The organism is Streptomyces sp. AC602_WCS936, assembly GCF_019049125.1.
Lineage (GTDB): Bacteria > Actinomycetota > Actinomycetes > Streptomycetales > Streptomycetaceae > Streptomyces.
The window spans coordinates 14,262-30,553 of record NZ_JAGMUF010000121.1 but is presented as its reverse complement, the minus strand read 5'-3'; the positions used below and the strand labels follow the sequence as shown (position 1 = coordinate 30,553).

The window sequence follows — 16,292 nt, the reverse complement described above, 5'->3', positions numbered from 1 at the left end:
ACGCGGGCGGCTCACGCCAGGCGGACCGAATTTCCGTCCACCGCGATCCGCTCCTCGGGCAGCGGCCTCGTGGCCGGGCCCTGCTCCACCGAGCCGTCGGCGATGCTGAACCGGCTGCCGTGGCAGGCGCAGTCGATGGTGCCGTCCCGCACGTCCGACACCAGGCAGTTCTGGTGGGTGCAGACCGCCGAGAACGCCTTGAACTCGCCCTGCTGCGGCTGGGTCACGACGATCTTCTCGTCCGCGAAGACCTTGCCGCCGCCGACCGGGATGTCACTGGCCGGCGCCAGCTCCTGTCCCGGCGAGGCGGCCGAGGAGTCGCCGTCGCCGCCCCCGCCGCCGCCGCAACCGACGGACAGCGCGGCCGCTCCCGTGCAGAGGAGGACCGTACGGCGGGTCGGGATGTGGGTCATGTCGCAGCTCCGGGGGAGGGGAGGTTCCGGCCGCGGCCAGCGTCTCAGGAGACGGGCGCCCCGGGCCGGTACGCGGCGGGCTGACTAGGCTGGACGGACCAACAACCGATACGCACGTCAGCAAGGAGCATCGCCGTGGCGGTACGAGCGGTCCGGGGCGCCGTCCAACTGGAGCGGGACGAGGCCGGGCACATGGACGAGCAGGTCGCGGCCCTGCTGACCGCCGTGCTCGAACGGAACGGGCTGACCGGCGACGACCTGATCAGCGTCTGGTTCACGGCCACCCCCGACCTGCACAGCGACTTCCCGGCCGCGGCCGCCCGCAAGCTCGGCATCACCGACGTCCCGCTGATCTGCGCCCAGGAGCTGGACATCGAGGGCGCCATGCCGCGCGTCGTCCGCGTCCTCGCCCACATCGAGTCCGACCGGCCCCGCGCCGAGATCGCCCACGTCTACCTCGGCGCCGCCGCGGCCCTGCGCAAGGACATCGCCCAGTGAGAACCGCACTCGTCATCGGCACCGGCCTCATCGGCACCTCCGCCGCCCTCGCGCTGACCCAGCGGGGCGTCACCGTCCACCTCGCCGACCACGACCCCGAGCAGGCCCGTACGGCCGCCGCGCTGGGCGCCGGCACCGCCGAGGCACCGGACGGACCCGTCGACCTCGCGATCGTCGCCGCCCCGCCCGCCCTGGTCGCCGACGTGCTCGCGGACGCCATGGCACGCGGCGCCGCCCGCGGCTACATCGACGTCGCCAGCGTCAAGGGCGGCCCCCGGCGCGAGCTGGAGGCGCGGGGCCTCGACCTCTCCGCCTACATCGGCACGCACCCCATGTCCGGCCGCGAGAAGTCCGGGCCGCTGGCCGCCACCGGCGACCTCTTCGAGGGCCGCCCGTGGGTGCTGACCCCGACCCGGGACACCGACACCGAGGTGCTGAACCTCGCCCTGGAGCTGGTCTCGCACTGCCGCGCGGTGCCGGTGGTGATGGACGCGGACGCCCACGACCGTGCCGTGGCCCTCGTCTCCCACATGCCCCACCTGGTCTCCAGCATGGTCGCCGCCCGCCTGGAGCACGCCGAGGAAGCCGCCGTACGGCTGTGCGGGCAGGGCATCCGCGACGTGACGAGGATCGCGGCCTCCGACCCGCGGATGTGGATCGACATCCTCTCCGCCAACCCCGGACCGGTCGCCGACCTGCTCGGGGACGTCGCGGCCGACCTCGACGAGACCGTGCGGGCCCTGCGCGCCCTGCAGTCCTCCGACGACGTCAAGCGCCGCGAGGGCGGCGCCGGCATCGAGGCGGTGCTGCGGCGCGGCAACGCGGGGCAGGTGCGCGTGCCCGGCAAGCACGGCAGCGCGCCCCGCGTCTACGAGACCGTGGCCGTCCTCATCGACGACCAGCCCGGCCAGCTGGCCCGCATCTTCGCCGACGCGGGACGGGCCGGGGTCAACATCGAGGACGTGCGGATCGAGCACGCGACCGGGCAGCAGGCCGGTCTGGTGCAGCTCATGGTCGAGCCGAGGGCCGCCGCCGTGCTGACGGCGGCACTCAAGGAGCGGGGCTGGGCGATCCGGCAGTGACCGCGGGCGCCGGACGCCTGTCGGAGGGGTCTCCTGGGCCCGGTAACCTAGGGCGTGTCTGATGATTCCCGCCTGCCCGGCGACGCCTGGCACGCACGCTCGCCGCGTTGCCGAAACGCCCGCGTGGCTCCGCCACGAGGGCGCTCCGGCGCCTTGCGATCGCACGCACCAGACGCCGCCGGGCCCGCCCTCCGGGCGGACGACGGGAATCATCAGACACGCCCTGTCCGGGACGCGCTCGCGTCCCGCACACCACCCACCGCACCGCACCAGGAAGGTGTCCCCCCGTGGAAAACGGCGCCGCCCCGACCGCCCCGGCCGTGATTGTCGCCATCGACGGCCCCTCCGGCACGGGCAAGTCGAGCACGTCGAAGGCCGTCGCCGCCCAGCTCGGCCTGAGCTACCTGGACACCGGCGCCCAGTACCGGGCGATCACCTGGTGGATGGTGACCAACGGCATCGACACCGACGACCCGCACGCGATCGCCGCCGCGGCCGGCAAGCCCGAGATCGTCTCCGGCACCGACCCGGCGGGCCCCACCATCACGGTCGACGGCACGGACGTGGCCGGCCCGATCCGCACCCAGGAGGTCACCTCCAAGGTCAGCGCGGTCAGCGCCGTCCCCGAGGTGCGGACCCGGATCACCGAGCTGCAGCGCACCATCGCCGCCGCCGCCCCGCTCGGCATCGTCGTCGAGGGCCGGGACATCGGCACGACCGTGCTGCCGGACGCCGACCTGAAGATCTTCCTCACCGCCTCCGCCGAGGCCCGCGCCGCCCGGCGCAGCGGCGAGCTCAAGGGCGCCGACGTCAACGTCACCCGTGAGGCCCTGATCAAGCGGGACGCGGCGGACTCCAGCCGCAAGACGTCGCCGCTGGCCAAGGCGGACGACGCGGTCGAGGTGGACACCACCGAGCTCACCCTCCAGCAGGTCATCGAGTGCGTCGTCACCCTCGTCGAGGAGAAGCGGGCGGGGAAGTGACCGAGGTTCCGTCGGCGCGGGGCGCCGAGGTCGGCCGGCGCATCGGCGTCGGCCTGATGTACGGGCTGTGGAAACCGCGCGTGCTGGGCGCCTGGCGGGTGCCCGCCACCGGCCCGGTGATCTACGCCGTCAACCACGCGCACAACATCGACGGCCCGATGGTCATGGGGGTGGCACCCCGGCCGACGCACTTCCTGATCAAGAAGGAGGCGTTCGTCGGCCCGCTCGGGCGTTTCCTGACCGGCATCGGCCAGGTCGAGGTGGACCGCCACTCCACCGACCGCACGGCCATCGCCCGCGCGCTCGGCGTGCTGGACGACGGCGGCGTGCTGGGCATCTTCCCGGAGGGCACGCGGGGTGAGGGTGACTTCGCCTCGCTGCGCGCCGGGCTCGCCTACTTCGCGGTGCGCGGCGGCGCGCCGATCGTCCCGGTCGCGGTGCTGGGAAGCACGGACCGCCCCGGACGGTTGATAAAGGCGCTGCCTCCCCTGCGCTCCCGGGTCGACGTCGTCTTCGGCGACCCCTTCGACGCGGGCGACGGCAGCGGACGGCGCACCCGCAAGGTCCTGGACGAGGCCACCGAACGCATTCAGAAGCAGCTCACCGCCCACCTGGAAAACGCCAGGCGCCTCACCGGGCGCTGAGTGACACTTGAGTAGTGGATCACCCGTGAACAGGGGTTTCCACCGATCACCACGATGAACGAGGTACGGACTTCATGAACGACCACATCCACCCCGAGGGCTCGGGCGAGGAGCACGACCACGGGGCGCTCGGTGACACCGAGTACGCGCAGTTCATGGAGCTGGCCGCCGAAGAGGGCTTCGACATCGAGGAGGTCGAGGGCGCGATCGAGGAGGCCGGGCACGGCCCGCTGCCCGTCCTCGCCGTCGTCGGCCGCCCCAATGTCGGCAAGTCGACCCTGGTGAACCGGATCATCGGCCGCCGCGAGGCCGTCGTCGAGGACAAGCCCGGCGTCACCCGCGACCGCGTCACCTACGAGGCCGAGTGGGCCGGCCGCCGCTTCAAGGTCGTCGACACCGGCGGCTGGGAGCAGGACGTCCTCGGCATCGACGCCTCCGTCGCCGCGCAGGCCGAGTACGCCATCGAGGCCGCCGACGCGGTCATCTTCGTCGTGGACGCCAAGGTCGGCGCCACCGACACCGACGAGGCCGTCGTACGGCTGCTGCGCAAGGCCGGCAAGCCCGTCGTGCTGTGCGCCAACAAGGTGGACGGCCCGAGCGGCGAGGCCGACGCCGCCTACCTGTGGTCGCTGGGCCTCGGCGAGCCGCACCCGGTCTCCGCGCTGCACGGCCGCGGCACCGGCGACATGCTGGACCAGGTGCTGGAGGCCCTGCCCGAGGCCCCGGCGCAGACCTTCGGCGCCGGCGTCGGCGGCCCGCGCCGCATCGCCCTGATCGGCCGCCCCAACGTCGGCAAGTCCTCGCTGCTCAACAAGGTGGCCGGCGAGGAGCGCGTCGTCGTCAACGAGCTGGCCGGCACCACCCGCGACCCGGTCGACGAGCTGATCGAGCTGGGCGGCGTCACCTGGAAGTTCGTCGACACGGCGGGCATCCGCAAGCGCGTCCACCTCCAGCAGGGCGCCGACTACTACGCCTCGCTGCGCACCGCCGCCGCCGTCGAGAAGGCCGAGGTCGCCGTCGTCCTCATCGACGCCTCCGAGTCGATCTCGGTGCAGGACCAGCGGATCGTCACCATGGCCGTCGAGGCGGGACGCGCCATCGTCGTCGCCTACAACAAGTGGGACACCCTCGACGAGGAGCGCCGCTACTACCTGGAGCGGGAGATCGAGACCGAGCTCGGCCAGGTGGCCTGGGCCCCGCGGGTCAACGTCTCGGCGCAGACCGGCCGGCACATGGAGAAGCTGGTCCCGGCGATCGAGACGGCCCTGGCCGGCTGGGAGACCCGGGTCCCGACGGGCCGGCTCAACGCCTTCCTCGGCGAACTGGTCGCCGCCCACCCGCACCCCGTGCGGGGCGGTAAGCAGCCCCGCATCCTCTTCGGCACCCAGGCGGGCACCAAGCCGCCGCGGTTCGTGCTCTTCGCCTCCGGCTTCATCGAGGCGGGCTACCGGCGCTTCATCGAGCGCCGGCTGCGCGAGGAGTTCGGCTTCGAGGGGACGCCGATCCACATCTCCGTGCGGGTGCGCGAGAAGCGCGGCGCCAAGAAGAAGTAGCTGCCACGACAGCGACAGCGACGAGAGAGGGCGCCCCCGGCCGGGGGCGCCCTCTCTCGTCGCTGCGGCGGCGGCCGTCAGGCACCCGCGCGCGGGGCCGGCGGCAGCGCGGCCGGGACGTGGTGCGTGCCGACCCGCTGCCACACCGACTGCTGGCCGACGCGGGCGCTCTGCGCTCCCGCGCTGTAGGCGCTGTAGGAGCTCCTGCCGCGCGGGATGCTCCTGAAGGACGTGAATCCCAGGTCCTCCTCGCCGCTGCGGTCACCCGGGAGCGATCGGAAGGACCTGACGTACTCGGCGTAGAGCGCGTCGTAGATCGGCGTGGCCGAGGGGCCGCCCTGGCGGTGGAAGGCGTCGTATGCGTACACGTATGTCCAAACGACACCGCGCTGGAAGGGATGCGGCCGGACGGTGACCGCCTGGCGCCACCGCGCGGACGGCGCTCAGGTCCCGGCCAGCGGCAGGGCCGCCGCGACCAGCTGGCCGTTGGCTGCCGCCTTGTCCAGCGCGTCCCGCAGCAGGTCCTCCCGCGGCTGCCGTCCGATCGAACCGACGGGCGCCGCGAACATCAGCACCTGCTGGTGCTTGTTGGCCGCCGTGCGCCAGCCCTCGGTGACCTGGAGCGGCTGGTGCGCCTGCCACCAGGCCACCGGCCGGCCGCCGTTCGTGCCCGGCTGGAGCACCGCGTGCAGCTGGCCCATCGCGAGCAGCACCGACCAGCCGTGCAGCACGGTCGGCGTGGTGGACAGCTCGGTGACCGGCAGGAAGCCCTGCTCGATGAGGAGCGGCAGGAAGTCGTCGCCGGCGCCGGCCGTGCCGGGGCGCGCGATGGGGGCGGTGGGCTCCACCACGAGGGCCGGGTGCAGCTCACCGGCGATCAGGATCAGTCCGCTGGTGACGCCGAGCACCGCCTGCTCGGGGGCGACCTTGTCGGGGGCCGCCTGCTCGGGCCGATGACCGCCCTGCTCGGGCTGGGGGCGGGCCTGGTCGGCGTTGATGGACCGCACGGCCCCCTGGAGCTGCTCCTCGGTGACCTTGACGACCTGCGAGGGCAGGCAGCCGGCGTGGGCGAAGGCGAGGACGGCCGTCTCCTCGCCGATGAAGAGAACGGTGCTGGTGCGCTCCTGTTCGCAGTCGCCCGGGGTGCGGCAGGACGTGCAGTCGTAGCTGCCCGGGGCCGACTCCCCGGCGAGCAGGCGGTCGGCTTCTTCGTCGCCGATCTCGGCGCGTACGTCGTCGCTGACGTCGAGCATGCGCGGCACGGGTGGCTCCCTCGGGATGCGGTGCGTGGCCGGACCGGGTGGCTCCCGGGCCGTGATCCGGGCGGTCCCCGGCTCATGCAGAAGACAACGGGCGACCGGTGGCGGGAGTCACGCCCCATGGCCAACGGAATCGGAGCGAGCGACACACGTGCCCGTCCGCCGGCCCGGAACACGGGCGGTGCCCAAGTGGCCTGCCCCGTATTGGTGTTGGAGCGGCCGGACGAGTTCCGGTTGTCGTGCTCGACAGTCGACAAATCGGGAAATCAGCGAATGAACCGGATGACTGAAAAGCACGCCGGTCGTGACCACATCGCAATCGGACACGGACAACCAGAAGGCGGGGTTCCGGGTCTAACCGGACGATGGGACACCCAGGGAGGAACCTCGCCGCATGACGCCGCAGACCCCACCGGCCGCCCCGCTGCGCGCCGACTGCATAGGCGACTCCGCGGGCGGTCTGACCTTCGACGTCGCCGCGCACGGGGACTTCGGGACGCCTCTTCTGATCCTGCGCCGCCGCGACACCGAGACCGAGGACGCGGTGAGCCTCCCGCTCGCCCCGGCCACCGAGGGCCGGCTGCGCGCCGCGCTGCCCAGCAGCGTCGCCCTGCCCGAGGGCCGCTGGGACGCCTACGCGCGGGTGTCCGACCACGAGGAGCCGCGTCGCCTGGTGCCCGGCGTCACCGACCTGCGCTCCCTGGCCGACCGCACCCCCAGCGGACTGCTCGGCCACGTCGCCGTCCGCATCCCGTACGCCACCCGGCAGGGCAACCTCACCGTCCGCAGCTGGCTGCGCGCCCCGCACGCCGAGTCCGGGGAGCTGCGCCTCGCGGACGACGGGCTGACCGTGCGCGGGCGGGTGTACGGCACTCAGCTCGCCCACGGAGCCCACGCCGAGGCACGGGCCCGGCCCGGCACCGGTGAGGGCGGCGTACGCCGGCTGGAGCTCACGGCCGACCGGACGGAGTTCGGCTTCACCGTGCCCTACGGCGCACTCGTGCCGGGCGACTGGGATCTGTGGCTGCGGCCCGCCGGCGCCCTCGGCCCCGCCGTCCGGCTCGCGCGGCTCCTGGACGACGTCGCCGACAAGCACCCCGTCCTCACCTATCCACGCACGCGCGTGCGGACGCGGTGCGGCCCCGCGGAAGCGGGGCCGTACTACACCCGGGACAACGACCTCTCGGTGTCCGTCACCGTCCTGGAGCCCTGAACCTGTGAGCGGACGATGTGTCCGCTGTGCGGATACCTGATATCCGCAAGCCAGTTCGGTGAGGCTCGAACGCGGATTACGCAGAGCCTGCCGGGGGCTCCTCGCGCACCTTTTCCGGCCCTCTATTCGAAGGGTCGGCGGGCATGCGGCAATTCACCTGGCGTGCCCACGAAAATCACAGAAATCCGCCCGTCCGTGTGACTGAGTCCAACCAAAACGCGGCCCAAGATCCTGTGACAGAAATGTGACCGTACGGGCATCCGTGAGTCCGGTTACCGGCCTGGGCTTCCCCGCTCGGGGAGCAGGGCATAGCGTGACGGCATGGCACCGATTCCGACACCCCCGGCCGAACCCAAGGACAGCCCGGACACCTACGTGGGCCTCGAATCCGGGGCGGCCGAACGGCTCGCCCGGGAACGCGGCTGGTCGACGGTGCGGTCACTGGCGCCGGGGACGGTCATCACCATGGAGTACCGCGTGGGACGCCTCAACTTCGAGGTGAAGGACGGCCGCGTCGCCCGCGCCTGGAAGGGCTGACGCCCGTCAGCTCCCCGACAGGGGGCGCGCGGCCGGGGCCGTGTTGCGCGGGTGGCGGTCGGCGTGCGGTGGCCGGCGGCTGCCGGCCGGCGTCACCGGCGTACGGTCCGAGCGGGTGGTGTGCGGGCCCGGGGCCAGGTGGGCGGGCGTCCGGGTCCGGTGGGCGGCGACCGGCTCGCGCACCGGGGTCTCCTCCGCTCCGGAGGGGGTCGGAGCGGGAGTCACGGGCACACTGACCGGCTCCTTCGCCGGTACCGGGCGGCGGAGGCGGGCGTACCAGCGGTCGCGCAGGCCGAGGATCCAGGCCTCGGTACGGGTGATCAGCGGCTCGAACCACGGCAGCGCCAGCAGGATCAGCAGTCCCGCCGCCCAGCCGAGCAGCACGTCGCTGAGCCAGTGCGTGCCGAGGTAGACGGTGGACATGCCCACCCCGAGGGAGACGACCGCCGACAGGGCCGACAGCCATCGCCGTGCCCTCGGAGTCGAGGCCAGGTAGGCCAGGATGCCCCAGGTCACGACGGCGTTCGCGGTGTGACCGCTCGGAAATATATCGCCGCCGGCCCACATCTCGTTCGAGCCGATCGTGGTCGCGTAGTGCGGTCCGAGCCGGCCCATGCCGATCTTCGCGGCACCGACCGTGACGTTCAGCAGGAGCAGGGACACCCCGAGCGCGAGCAGGGGGCGCAGGGTGTGCTGCCGCCAGGAGCGCCAGCCGAGCCAGGCCGCCACCATCACCGCGGTGGGGCCGCGCTGGCCCAGGACCACGTAGTAGTCGACGAACGCGTGGATCTCCGGCCACTGCTGGTACGGCCGGAAGAACATGACCTGCCAGTCGAGCCGGACCAGCCATGAGGTGATGAGCACCGCCCACACGATCGCGAGGTAGAACGCGAGGGTTCCGGCGAACAGCGCAATCCGGTGCCGGCTCATCTCCGGCACAGCAAGGAGGACCGGCCGTTCCGGCTCCCGGTCTAGTCTCGCGAACACCCGGTCCAGACGGGTGTGGCTCTGTTCGGTACGCACCCAATCGACGTTACAGCGAGTGAGGAGTGATCCCCGCCGAATCAACGGCTTTGTGATGACGATGTGATGTGGGATTCCTCTCAGGCGGCGTCCTATTCCCGAGGAATCCGCAATCCGGTCCGGCTGTGGACTTCAATTCCTTTGATCGGTCCGGTCGGCGGTTTTATCGTGCTTATGAATTCGTTCACCGAATGCTGGTGCGGAATTGTCCCGGTGGTCACCGCGCGTTCCGGCCGGTCAGGGCGGTCCGGAACCGTTCAGCCAGAATGCCCCGTACACCGCGGACGCCACCGCCGCACCGCCCACGACCAGCGCCGACCTGGAGGTTCGCAGCCGGGCCAGGGCCAGGGCGAGCGGCAGCAGCAGCGGGAAGGCGGGCAGCAGCAGCCGCGGCTTCGAGCCGAAGTAGCTCGACGCGCACAGGGCGAGGGCCACGACGATCCCCGCGTACACCAGCAGCGGGAGCGGCTGGCGCTGCCGTACGCAGACGACGTACAGCCAGAGCAGGAGCGCGACCCCGGCCACCAGGGCGACGCCCGCCAGGGCCGCCGGGAACGACGTGAACTTGTCGCCGACGAAGCGGGCGAAGGCCACGCCTCCGTCGAAGCCGTTGCGCCAGCCGGCCTGGACGTCGAGATAGCCGAGGGGACCCTTGCCCGTGCGGTGGCCGACCCACAGCACGTAACCGGCGGCGCCCAGGGGCGCGAGGATCATGCCGAGCACGCGCCGCGCGCCGTCGCCGAGGGCGCGTTCCGCACCGCGGGCGCCGTCCGGGACGCCGTCGCTCCGGCTCCGCGCGAACGCCACGACCGCGGCCGCCCACACCGCCGCCGCCACTGCGAGCCCCACCGGCCGGGTCAGCCCGGCCAGCGAGGCCAGCAGCCCCGCCGTCACCCAGCGCCCGGTCAGCACCGCGTACAGCGACCAGGCGGCCAGCGCCGTGAACAGCGACTCGCTGTACGCCATCGACTGCACGACCCCGACCGGCAGCACGGCCCACAGCAGCACCGCGCACACCCCCGCCCGGCGCCCGTACACATGCTCGGCGACCGCGAAGATCCCCCAGGCCGCGGCGAGCGAGGCGAGAAGGCTCACCACGAAGCCGGCGTCCGCGTACGACAGCGGCGACACGGCCGCGCCGAGCCGCTCCAGCCAGGGCAGCAGCGGGAAGAACGCCAGGTTGGAGTGCACGTCGCCGTTGGGCAGGCGCACCTCGTACCCGTAGCCCAGCTCGGCGACCCTGGTGTACCAGAGGGAGTCCCAGCGGGCGGTCAGCAGCGTGTACGCGCTCTTGTCGCGCGCGGCGCTCCACAGGGCCAGGGCGAGCAGGCCCAGGGCGCGTACGGCCGCGTAGCCGAGGAGCGCCGGGGCGGCCCGGCGCAGGGCACCGGTACGGCCCTCCGTACGCGTTTCAAGATCGATCACGGGCTCGATTATCCGCCGGGCGGGGGAGCGGCCGGACGACCGGGGCGGACGGGGCCGCGGGTGCGGTGGCGCATGCCACACGGGTCACGCGGGATGTGTGAGGCCCACCACGTGTGCGGTGCTCGCTCTCGCGTACCCTGACGAGTCACTCGCGTTCCGTTGCGCGGCCCGGAGACCCCGCTCCTCTCCGGCCGAGCCGCCGGGGAGTCCCCACCCCGCAGCCCGCCGGACGCGAGGGAAAATCTTGGAGGTACGTACATGTCCGGGACGACCACGGCTGCCGCCACGCTGCGCCGTCGGGCGGCCGGGGCCGGTGCCAACCGCTGGGTGGTCCTGGTCGTCCTCTGCGTCAGCCTGCTGCTCGTCGCCGTCGACGCCACCGTGCTGCACGTGGCGGTCCCCGCCGTCACCGAGGACCTCAGGCCCGGCGCGATCGAACTGCTCTGGATCGTCGACGTCTACCCGCTCGTCTGCGCCTCGCTGCTGATCCTCTTCGGCACGCTGGGCGACCGGGTGGGCCGCAGACGGGTCCTGCTCCTCGGCTACGCCCTCTTCGGCGTCGCCTCCGCGCTCGCCGCCCTCGCGGACAGCGCCCAGGTCCTCATCCTGGCCCGTGCGCTGCTCGGCGTCGGCGGCGCGATGATCATGCCGGCCACGCTGTCGATCCTGCGGCAGGTCTTCCCCGACCGGCGGGAGCGGGCGCTGGCCATCGGCGTCTGGAGCGCCGTGGCCGCGGTCGGCGCGGCGGTCGGGCCGCTGCTCGGCGGCTTCCTGCTGGAGCACTTCTGGTGGGGCTCGGTCTTCCTCGTCAACATCCCGCTGATGCTGGTCAGCCTTCCGGTGGGGCGGCTGCTGCTGCCCGAGTCGAAGGGCGACGGCGCCGGCCCCTGGGACGTGGTCGGCGCGCTGATGGCGGCGGCCGGGCTCTTCGGGCTGGTCCTGGGCGTGAAGCGGCTGGGCGGCGGTGAGCCGGTGGCCAGCGCGTTCACCGTGCTGCCGCTGGTGGCGGGCGCGGGCCTGCTGGCCGCGTTCGTACGGCGGCAGCGGCGGCGCGCGCATCCGCTGGTGGACCTCGCGATGTTCCGGCGGCCGGCGTTCAGCACGTCGGTGGGGTGCATCGTGCTGGCCATGCTGGCGCTGGTCGGGCTGGAGCTGATCGCGGCGCAGTACCTGCAGCTGGTGCTCGGACTGTCCCCGCTTCAGACCGGGCTGCGGCTGCTGCCGCTGACCTTCGCGGCGATGGCGGCGGGGCTGGCGGGCGCGCGGATGCTGCGGCGGTTCGGGCCGCGGCGGATGGTGTGCGCGGGGTTCTGCCTGACGGCCTTCGCGGTGCTGCTGCTGACCGCGATGGGCCGGGCCGACAACTGCGCGCTGCTGGTCTCCGGGTTCGTGTTGCTGGGGTTCGGACTGGAGACCACTCTCTTCGGGGCGTACGAGTCGATGCTGAGCGAGTCGCCGCAGGAGCAGGCCGGCGGGGCGGCGGCGATCGGCGAGACGTCGTACCAGCTGGGCGCCGGGATCGGGATCGCGCTGCTGGGCAGCGTGATGAACGCGGCGTACGCGCCCGGGCTGACCGGGGGTGTCCCCGGGGTGCCGGCGTCGGCGTCGGCGTCGGCGGGACATTCGCTGGGGGAGGCGTACGAGGTTGCCGCGCAGCTTGGCGGGCCTGCGGGGGTTGCGCTGCGGCGGGCTGCGGGGGATGCGTTCGTGCACGGGCTGCATGTGACGTTGGTGGTGAGTGCGGGGTTGTTGCTGCTGGGGGCGGTGATGGCGTTGCGGTTGCCGCGGGTGATGCAGTGCGAGGCGGTTGCCGTGCCGGCGCCGCGGGACGCGGTGGAGTCACGCGTGTCGGTGTGACCGCCGGGTGTCTCCCACCCACGCACCACCCGTTCACCGCCGGCCGGGAGGTGGACGTCGCCCGTGGGCGGCGGGGCGCCGTCGGCGGCTGCGGGTGATTCCCGACGGGAGCGGCATCGTCGCCCCCCACTCACCGCAAGCCGCCGGCGGTGGAGTCACGTGTGTCGGTGTGACCGCCGAGTGTCTCCCACCCACGCACCACCCGTTCACCGCCGGCCGGGAGGTGGACGTCGCCCGTGGGCGGTGGGGCGCCGTCGGCGGCTGCGGGTGGTTCCCGACGGGGAGCGGCATGGTCGACCCCTCACTCACCGCAAGCCGCCGGCGGTGGATCACGCCCACTGGCGACGTCCACCTCGCTCCTGACGGTGAACGGGTGGTGCGTGGGTGGGAGACGGGCATGGTGGACGTGCGGTGCCGCGCATCGTAACGTCGGCACCAGAACCACGACTAGCACCGCTAGTTTTCACAGTCAGCCCCGGAGGGTGTTCCATGGCCGCGTCCCCCAAGTTGCCCGCCTTCGACCCCGCCGACCCCCTCGGCGTCGACGACCTCCTGGAGCCGGAGGACCTGGCCGTCCGGGACACCGTGCGGGACTGGGCCGCCGACCGCGTGCTGCCGCACATCGCGGACTGGTACGAGAAGGGCGAGCTGCCCGGCATCAGGGAGCTCGCGCGCGAACTCGGCTCCATCGGCGCCCTCGGCATGTCGCTCGACGGCTACGGCTGCGCCGGCGCGAGCGCCGTCCAGTACGGACTGGCCTGCCTGGAGCTGGAGGCGGCCGACTCCGGCATCCGCTCCCTCGTCTCCGTGCAGGGCTCCCTCGCCATGTACGCCATCCACCGCTTCGGCAGCGAGGAACAGAAGCAGACGTGGCTGCCGCGGATGGCCGCCGGCGAGGTCATCGGCTGCTTCGGTCTGACCGAGCCCGACCACGGCTCCGACCCCGCCAACATGCGCACCCGCGCCAAGCGCGACGCCGGCGGGGACTGGGTGCTGGGCGGGCGCAAGATGTGGATCACCAACGGGTCGGTCGCCGGGGTCGCCGTCGTCTGGGCGCAGACCGAGGAGGGGATCCGCGGATTCGTCGTGCCGACCGACAGTCCCGGGTTCTCCGCCCCCGAGATCAAGCACAAGTGGTCGCTGCGGGCCAGCGTCACCAGCGAGCTGGTCCTGGACGACGTACGGCTGCCCGCCGACGCCGTACTGCCGGAGGTCACCGGACTGCGCGGACCGCTCAGCTGCCTCACCCACGCCCGCTACGGCATCGTGTGGGGGTCCATGGGCGCGGCCCGCAGCTCCTTCGAGGCGGCCGTCGAGTACGCGAAGTCGCGGGAGCAGTTCGGGCGGCCCATCGGCGGCTTCCAGCTCACCCAGGCCAAGCTCGCCGACATGGCGGTCGAACTGCACAAGGGGATTCTGCTCGCCCACCACCTGGGGCGGCGCATGGACGCGGGCCGCCTGCGTCCCGAGCAGGTCAGCTTCGGCAAGCTCAACAACGTGCGCGAGGCCATCGACATCTGCCGGACGGCGCGGACGATCCTCGGCGCCAACGGGATCTCCCTGGAGTACCCCGTGATGCGGCACGCGACGAACCTGGAGTCGGTGCTCACCTACGAGGGCACCGTCGAGATGCACCAGCTGGTGCTGGGCAAGGCGCTCACCGGACTCGACGCCTTCAGGTAGGAGTCCGGCGGGGGGCGGGGCCGTGGTGTGCGGCCCCGCCTCAGCTCTGGTTGAAGAAGCCGTCGGAACGGTGCGCGGCGGGCTCGCCGCTGATGACCTGGGTGTCGGCCGGGCTCAGCAGGAACACCCGGGTGGAGACCCGCTCGATCGAACCGCGCAGGCCGAAGATCAGCCCGGCCGCGAAGTCGACCACGCGCTTGGCGTCGGCCCCCTCCATGGCCGTCAGGTTCATGATGACCGGGACCCCGTCCCGGAACAGCTCGCCGATCGACCGCGCGTCCCGGAAGCTGTCCGGGGTGACGGTCGCGATGCGGCGGCCCCTCTCCTCGGCCACGTCCGAGGCCACCTTGACCCGCGGGTCGGTGACCCAGGCGTCGCCGGGCTCGTTGCCCTCGGAGTAGTCGTCGTCGTAGTAGCGCTCGTCATCGTTGTCGTCGACGAGGCCGAGCCACGCACTCGCCTTGCGTACCGATCCCATGGACGCCTCCTCTCACAGCGGTCTTTCGTGCTTCCGCATCCCTATGGTCATCCATGATGCGGACGTCGCGCCAAGTGGATAGACGCCGCGCGGGGGGTTTGTGACGGTACTGGTGCACAGCGATTCCGTCGAGAGTCCTTGTGTCCCAAGGGTCGTTTCCCAAACGGATGCTGACTGTGAGTGAAATATGATTCTTCTCGGCGGACGGGTGAGAGGGGGTGCGTACGGGTGAACGCGGCAGTCGGTACGATGCCGCAGCTCAGCGTCGTACGCACCACGGGGGAATGTCGTGTTCGGAATCGTCAGGCCGTGCAGGCACCGGCTCGGAGAGAGCCTCACGAGTCAGTGGATGGCGCATTTGTGCGGGCTGTGTCTCGCCCTGCGCAAGGACCACGGGCAGTTCGCGCGGATAGTGACGAACTATGACGGGCTGCTCATATCGGTTTTGACGGAGGCTCAGGCCGAGCGGGGCGGCGCGGGCGCCGGCCGGCGTACGGCGGGTCCCTGCCCGTTGCGCGGGATGCGTACCGCTTCCGTCGCGCACGGCGAGGGCGCCCGGCTCGCGGCGGCCGTCTCCCTGGTGCTGGCCTCGGCCAAGGTCCGCGACCACGTCGCCGACCGGGACGGGATGCTGGCGCGGCGGCCGGTGGCCCTCGCCGCCCGCCGGATCGCCACCGGCTGGGACGCGGCCGGAGCGCGCGGCGGCAGCGCCGTCGGGTTCGACACCGCCGTACTGGTCGACGCCGTGGACCGGCAGGGCGGCATCGAGGCGCTCGCCGGGCCCGGCACGCCGCTGCTCACCGTCACCGAGCCGACCGAGACCGCGACCGCCGCCGCGTTCGCGCACACCGCGCACCTCGCCGGGCGCCCGCACAACGCCGAGCCGCTCGCCGAGGCCGGGCGCCTCTTCGGCCGGCTCGCCCACCTCCTGGACGCCGTGGAGGACAAGGAGGCTGACGTCGCGTCGGGTGCCTGGAACCCGCTCACCGCCACCGGGACGCCGATCGACGAGGCCCGGCGGCTCGCGGACGACGCCGTGCACGGCGTGCGGCTCGCGCTGCGCGAGGCCGAGTTCACCGACGGGCGGCTGGTGCACCGGCTGCTCGTGCACGAGCTGGGCAACTCCGTCGACCGAGCCTTCGGCACCGCCTCCTGCGCGCACGGCAGTCACCCGTACGCCCCTCCCGGGACTCCGGGCGCCCCCCAGGGCCCCGGTGCGCCGGTGCCCCCGGAGCCGCCGCGCGGCAACCGGCGCGGACTGCTCGCGGGGTGCGCGGTGTGGGCGGGGCTGGCCTGTACATGCCAGCTGTGCTGCGGCACGTACCACGACCCCTGGAGCGGGGAGCGCAAGGAAGGCACGTGCGCCAACTGCGACTGCAGTGGGTGCGGCGACTGCTGCAGTTGCTGCGAGTGCTGCGGCAACTGCTGCGGCGACGACGGGTGCGGCTGCGACGGCTGCGACTGCGGCTGCAGTTGCTGAGGCGCCCGGGGAGGCCGAAGTTCGTTCAAAGATTGACGGCCGAAAGTGCACTCTTGCGCCGACCGGTCGTTCGGCCGAATACTCCAACCTCAGCGCTTGTCAGGGGCACGACGCATTCGGAACCCGGACGTCCGTCCCTGACTGCGCCTCACGGGCCCCCAACC

The 16,292-nt window shown here is 72.7% G+C and carries 16 protein-coding genes; 10 read left to right on the top strand and 6 right to left on the bottom strand.

Annotated features, from left to right (window positions below):
- Nucleotides 1-11: 11 nt before the first annotated feature.
- A complete protein-coding gene (locus KUM03_RS33370; RefSeq protein ID WP_217254318.1) occupies nt 12-413 on the bottom strand; it encodes a Rieske (2Fe-2S) protein in 402 nt (133 codons plus the stop codon).
- Between the two features lie 135 nt (nt 414-548).
- Between KUM03_RS33370 and aroH the strand changes: the two genes are divergently transcribed.
- The 5 genes from aroH to der all read left to right on the top strand — a co-directional run bounded on the left by aroH (nt 549) and on the right by der (nt 5,173).
- A complete protein-coding gene (gene aroH, locus KUM03_RS33365; RefSeq protein ID WP_217254317.1) occupies nt 549-911 on the top strand; it encodes a chorismate mutase in 363 nt (120 codons plus the stop codon).
- Nucleotides 908-1,993, top strand: a complete 1,086-nt coding sequence (locus tag KUM03_RS33360) for a prephenate dehydrogenase (RefSeq protein WP_217254316.1) — start codon at nt 908-910, stop codon at nt 1,991-1,993. Before aroH ends, KUM03_RS33360 begins: the two co-directional genes overlap by 4 nt.
- A gap of 287 nt (nt 1,994-2,280) precedes the next feature.
- Complete coding sequence (gene cmk / locus KUM03_RS33355; RefSeq protein WP_217254315.1) at nt 2,281-2,976, top strand: (d)CMP kinase; 696 nt, start codon at nt 2,281-2,283, stop codon at nt 2,974-2,976.
- The gene (locus tag KUM03_RS33350) at nt 2,973-3,620 is read left to right on the top strand and encodes a 1-acyl-sn-glycerol-3-phosphate acyltransferase (protein ID WP_217254314.1); all 648 of its coding nucleotides are present in this window, start codon (nt 2,973-2,975) and stop codon (nt 3,618-3,620) included. Before cmk ends, KUM03_RS33350 begins: the two co-directional genes overlap by 4 nt.
- A 74-nt stretch (nt 3,621-3,694) precedes the next feature.
- Nucleotides 3,695-5,173, top strand: coding sequence for a ribosome biogenesis GTPase Der (gene der, locus KUM03_RS33345; protein WP_217254313.1), 1,479 nt, complete (start codon nt 3,695-3,697; stop codon nt 5,171-5,173).
- Nucleotides 5,174-5,250: 77 nt separating this feature from the next.
- On the opposite strand, the gene KUM03_RS33340 is transcribed toward der, so the two are convergent.
- A complete protein-coding gene (locus KUM03_RS33340; RefSeq protein ID WP_217254312.1) occupies nt 5,251-5,541 on the bottom strand; it encodes a hypothetical protein in 291 nt (96 codons plus the stop codon).
- A gap of 75 nt (nt 5,542-5,616) precedes the next feature.
- On the bottom strand, nt 5,617-6,435 hold the full coding sequence (locus tag KUM03_RS33335; protein ID WP_217254311.1) for a hypothetical protein: 819 nt from the start codon (nt 6,433-6,435) through the stop codon (nt 5,617-5,619).
- A 391-nt stretch (nt 6,436-6,826) separates the two neighbouring features.
- Here KUM03_RS33335 and KUM03_RS33330 point away from each other — a divergent pair, with 391 nt between their 5' ends.
- Together KUM03_RS33330 and KUM03_RS33325 are read left to right on the top strand one after the other, a co-directional pair.
- Complete coding sequence (locus tag KUM03_RS33330) at nt 6,827-7,645, top strand: hypothetical protein (protein ID WP_217254310.1); 819 nt, start codon at nt 6,827-6,829, stop codon at nt 7,643-7,645.
- 321 nt (nt 7,646-7,966) lie between these two features.
- On the top strand, nt 7,967-8,182 hold the full coding sequence (locus KUM03_RS33325) for an I78 family peptidase inhibitor (RefSeq protein ID WP_217254309.1): 216 nt from the start codon (nt 7,967-7,969) through the stop codon (nt 8,180-8,182).
- 6 nt (nt 8,183-8,188) lie between these two features.
- Here the strand turns inward: KUM03_RS33325 and KUM03_RS33320 are convergent, their stop codons facing one another.
- Together KUM03_RS33320 and KUM03_RS33315 are read right to left on the bottom strand one after the other, a co-directional pair.
- Nucleotides 8,189-9,205, bottom strand: coding sequence for a phosphatase PAP2 family protein (locus KUM03_RS33320; protein ID WP_217254308.1), 1,017 nt, complete (start codon nt 9,203-9,205; stop codon nt 8,189-8,191).
- A gap of 237 nt (nt 9,206-9,442) precedes the next feature.
- Nucleotides 9,443-10,630 (bottom strand): glycosyltransferase family 39 protein, encoded by a 1,188-nt coding sequence (locus KUM03_RS33315; protein ID WP_217254307.1) that lies wholly within the window; start codon nt 10,628-10,630, stop codon nt 9,443-9,445.
- A gap of 258 nt (nt 10,631-10,888) precedes the next feature.
- Here KUM03_RS33315 and KUM03_RS33310 point away from each other — a divergent pair, with 258 nt between their 5' ends.
- Together KUM03_RS33310 and KUM03_RS33305 are read left to right on the top strand one after the other, a co-directional pair.
- Nucleotides 10,889-12,487 carry an MFS transporter gene (locus KUM03_RS33310; protein WP_217254306.1) on the top strand — a complete coding sequence of 533 codons (1,599 nt, stop codon included), beginning with the start codon at nt 10,889-10,891 and terminating at the stop codon, nt 12,485-12,487.
- Nucleotides 12,488-12,976: 489 nt separating this feature from the next.
- On the top strand, nt 12,977-14,170 hold the full coding sequence (locus KUM03_RS33305) for an acyl-CoA dehydrogenase family protein (protein ID WP_217254305.1): 1,194 nt from the start codon (nt 12,977-12,979) through the stop codon (nt 14,168-14,170).
- A gap of 40 nt (nt 14,171-14,210) precedes the next feature.
- Here the strand turns inward: KUM03_RS33305 and KUM03_RS33300 are convergent, their stop codons facing one another.
- Nucleotides 14,211-14,648 carry a cell division protein SepF gene (locus KUM03_RS33300; protein WP_043374667.1) on the bottom strand — a complete coding sequence of 146 codons (438 nt, stop codon included), beginning with the start codon at nt 14,646-14,648 and terminating at the stop codon, nt 14,211-14,213.
- 289 nt (nt 14,649-14,937) lie between these two features.
- On the opposite strand from KUM03_RS33300, the gene KUM03_RS33295 reads away from it, so the two are divergent.
- Nucleotides 14,938-16,128 (top strand): DUF5685 family protein, encoded by a 1,191-nt coding sequence (locus KUM03_RS33295; RefSeq protein ID WP_217254304.1) that lies wholly within the window; start codon nt 14,938-14,940, stop codon nt 16,126-16,128.
- Nucleotides 16,129-16,292: the final 164 nt, after the last annotated feature.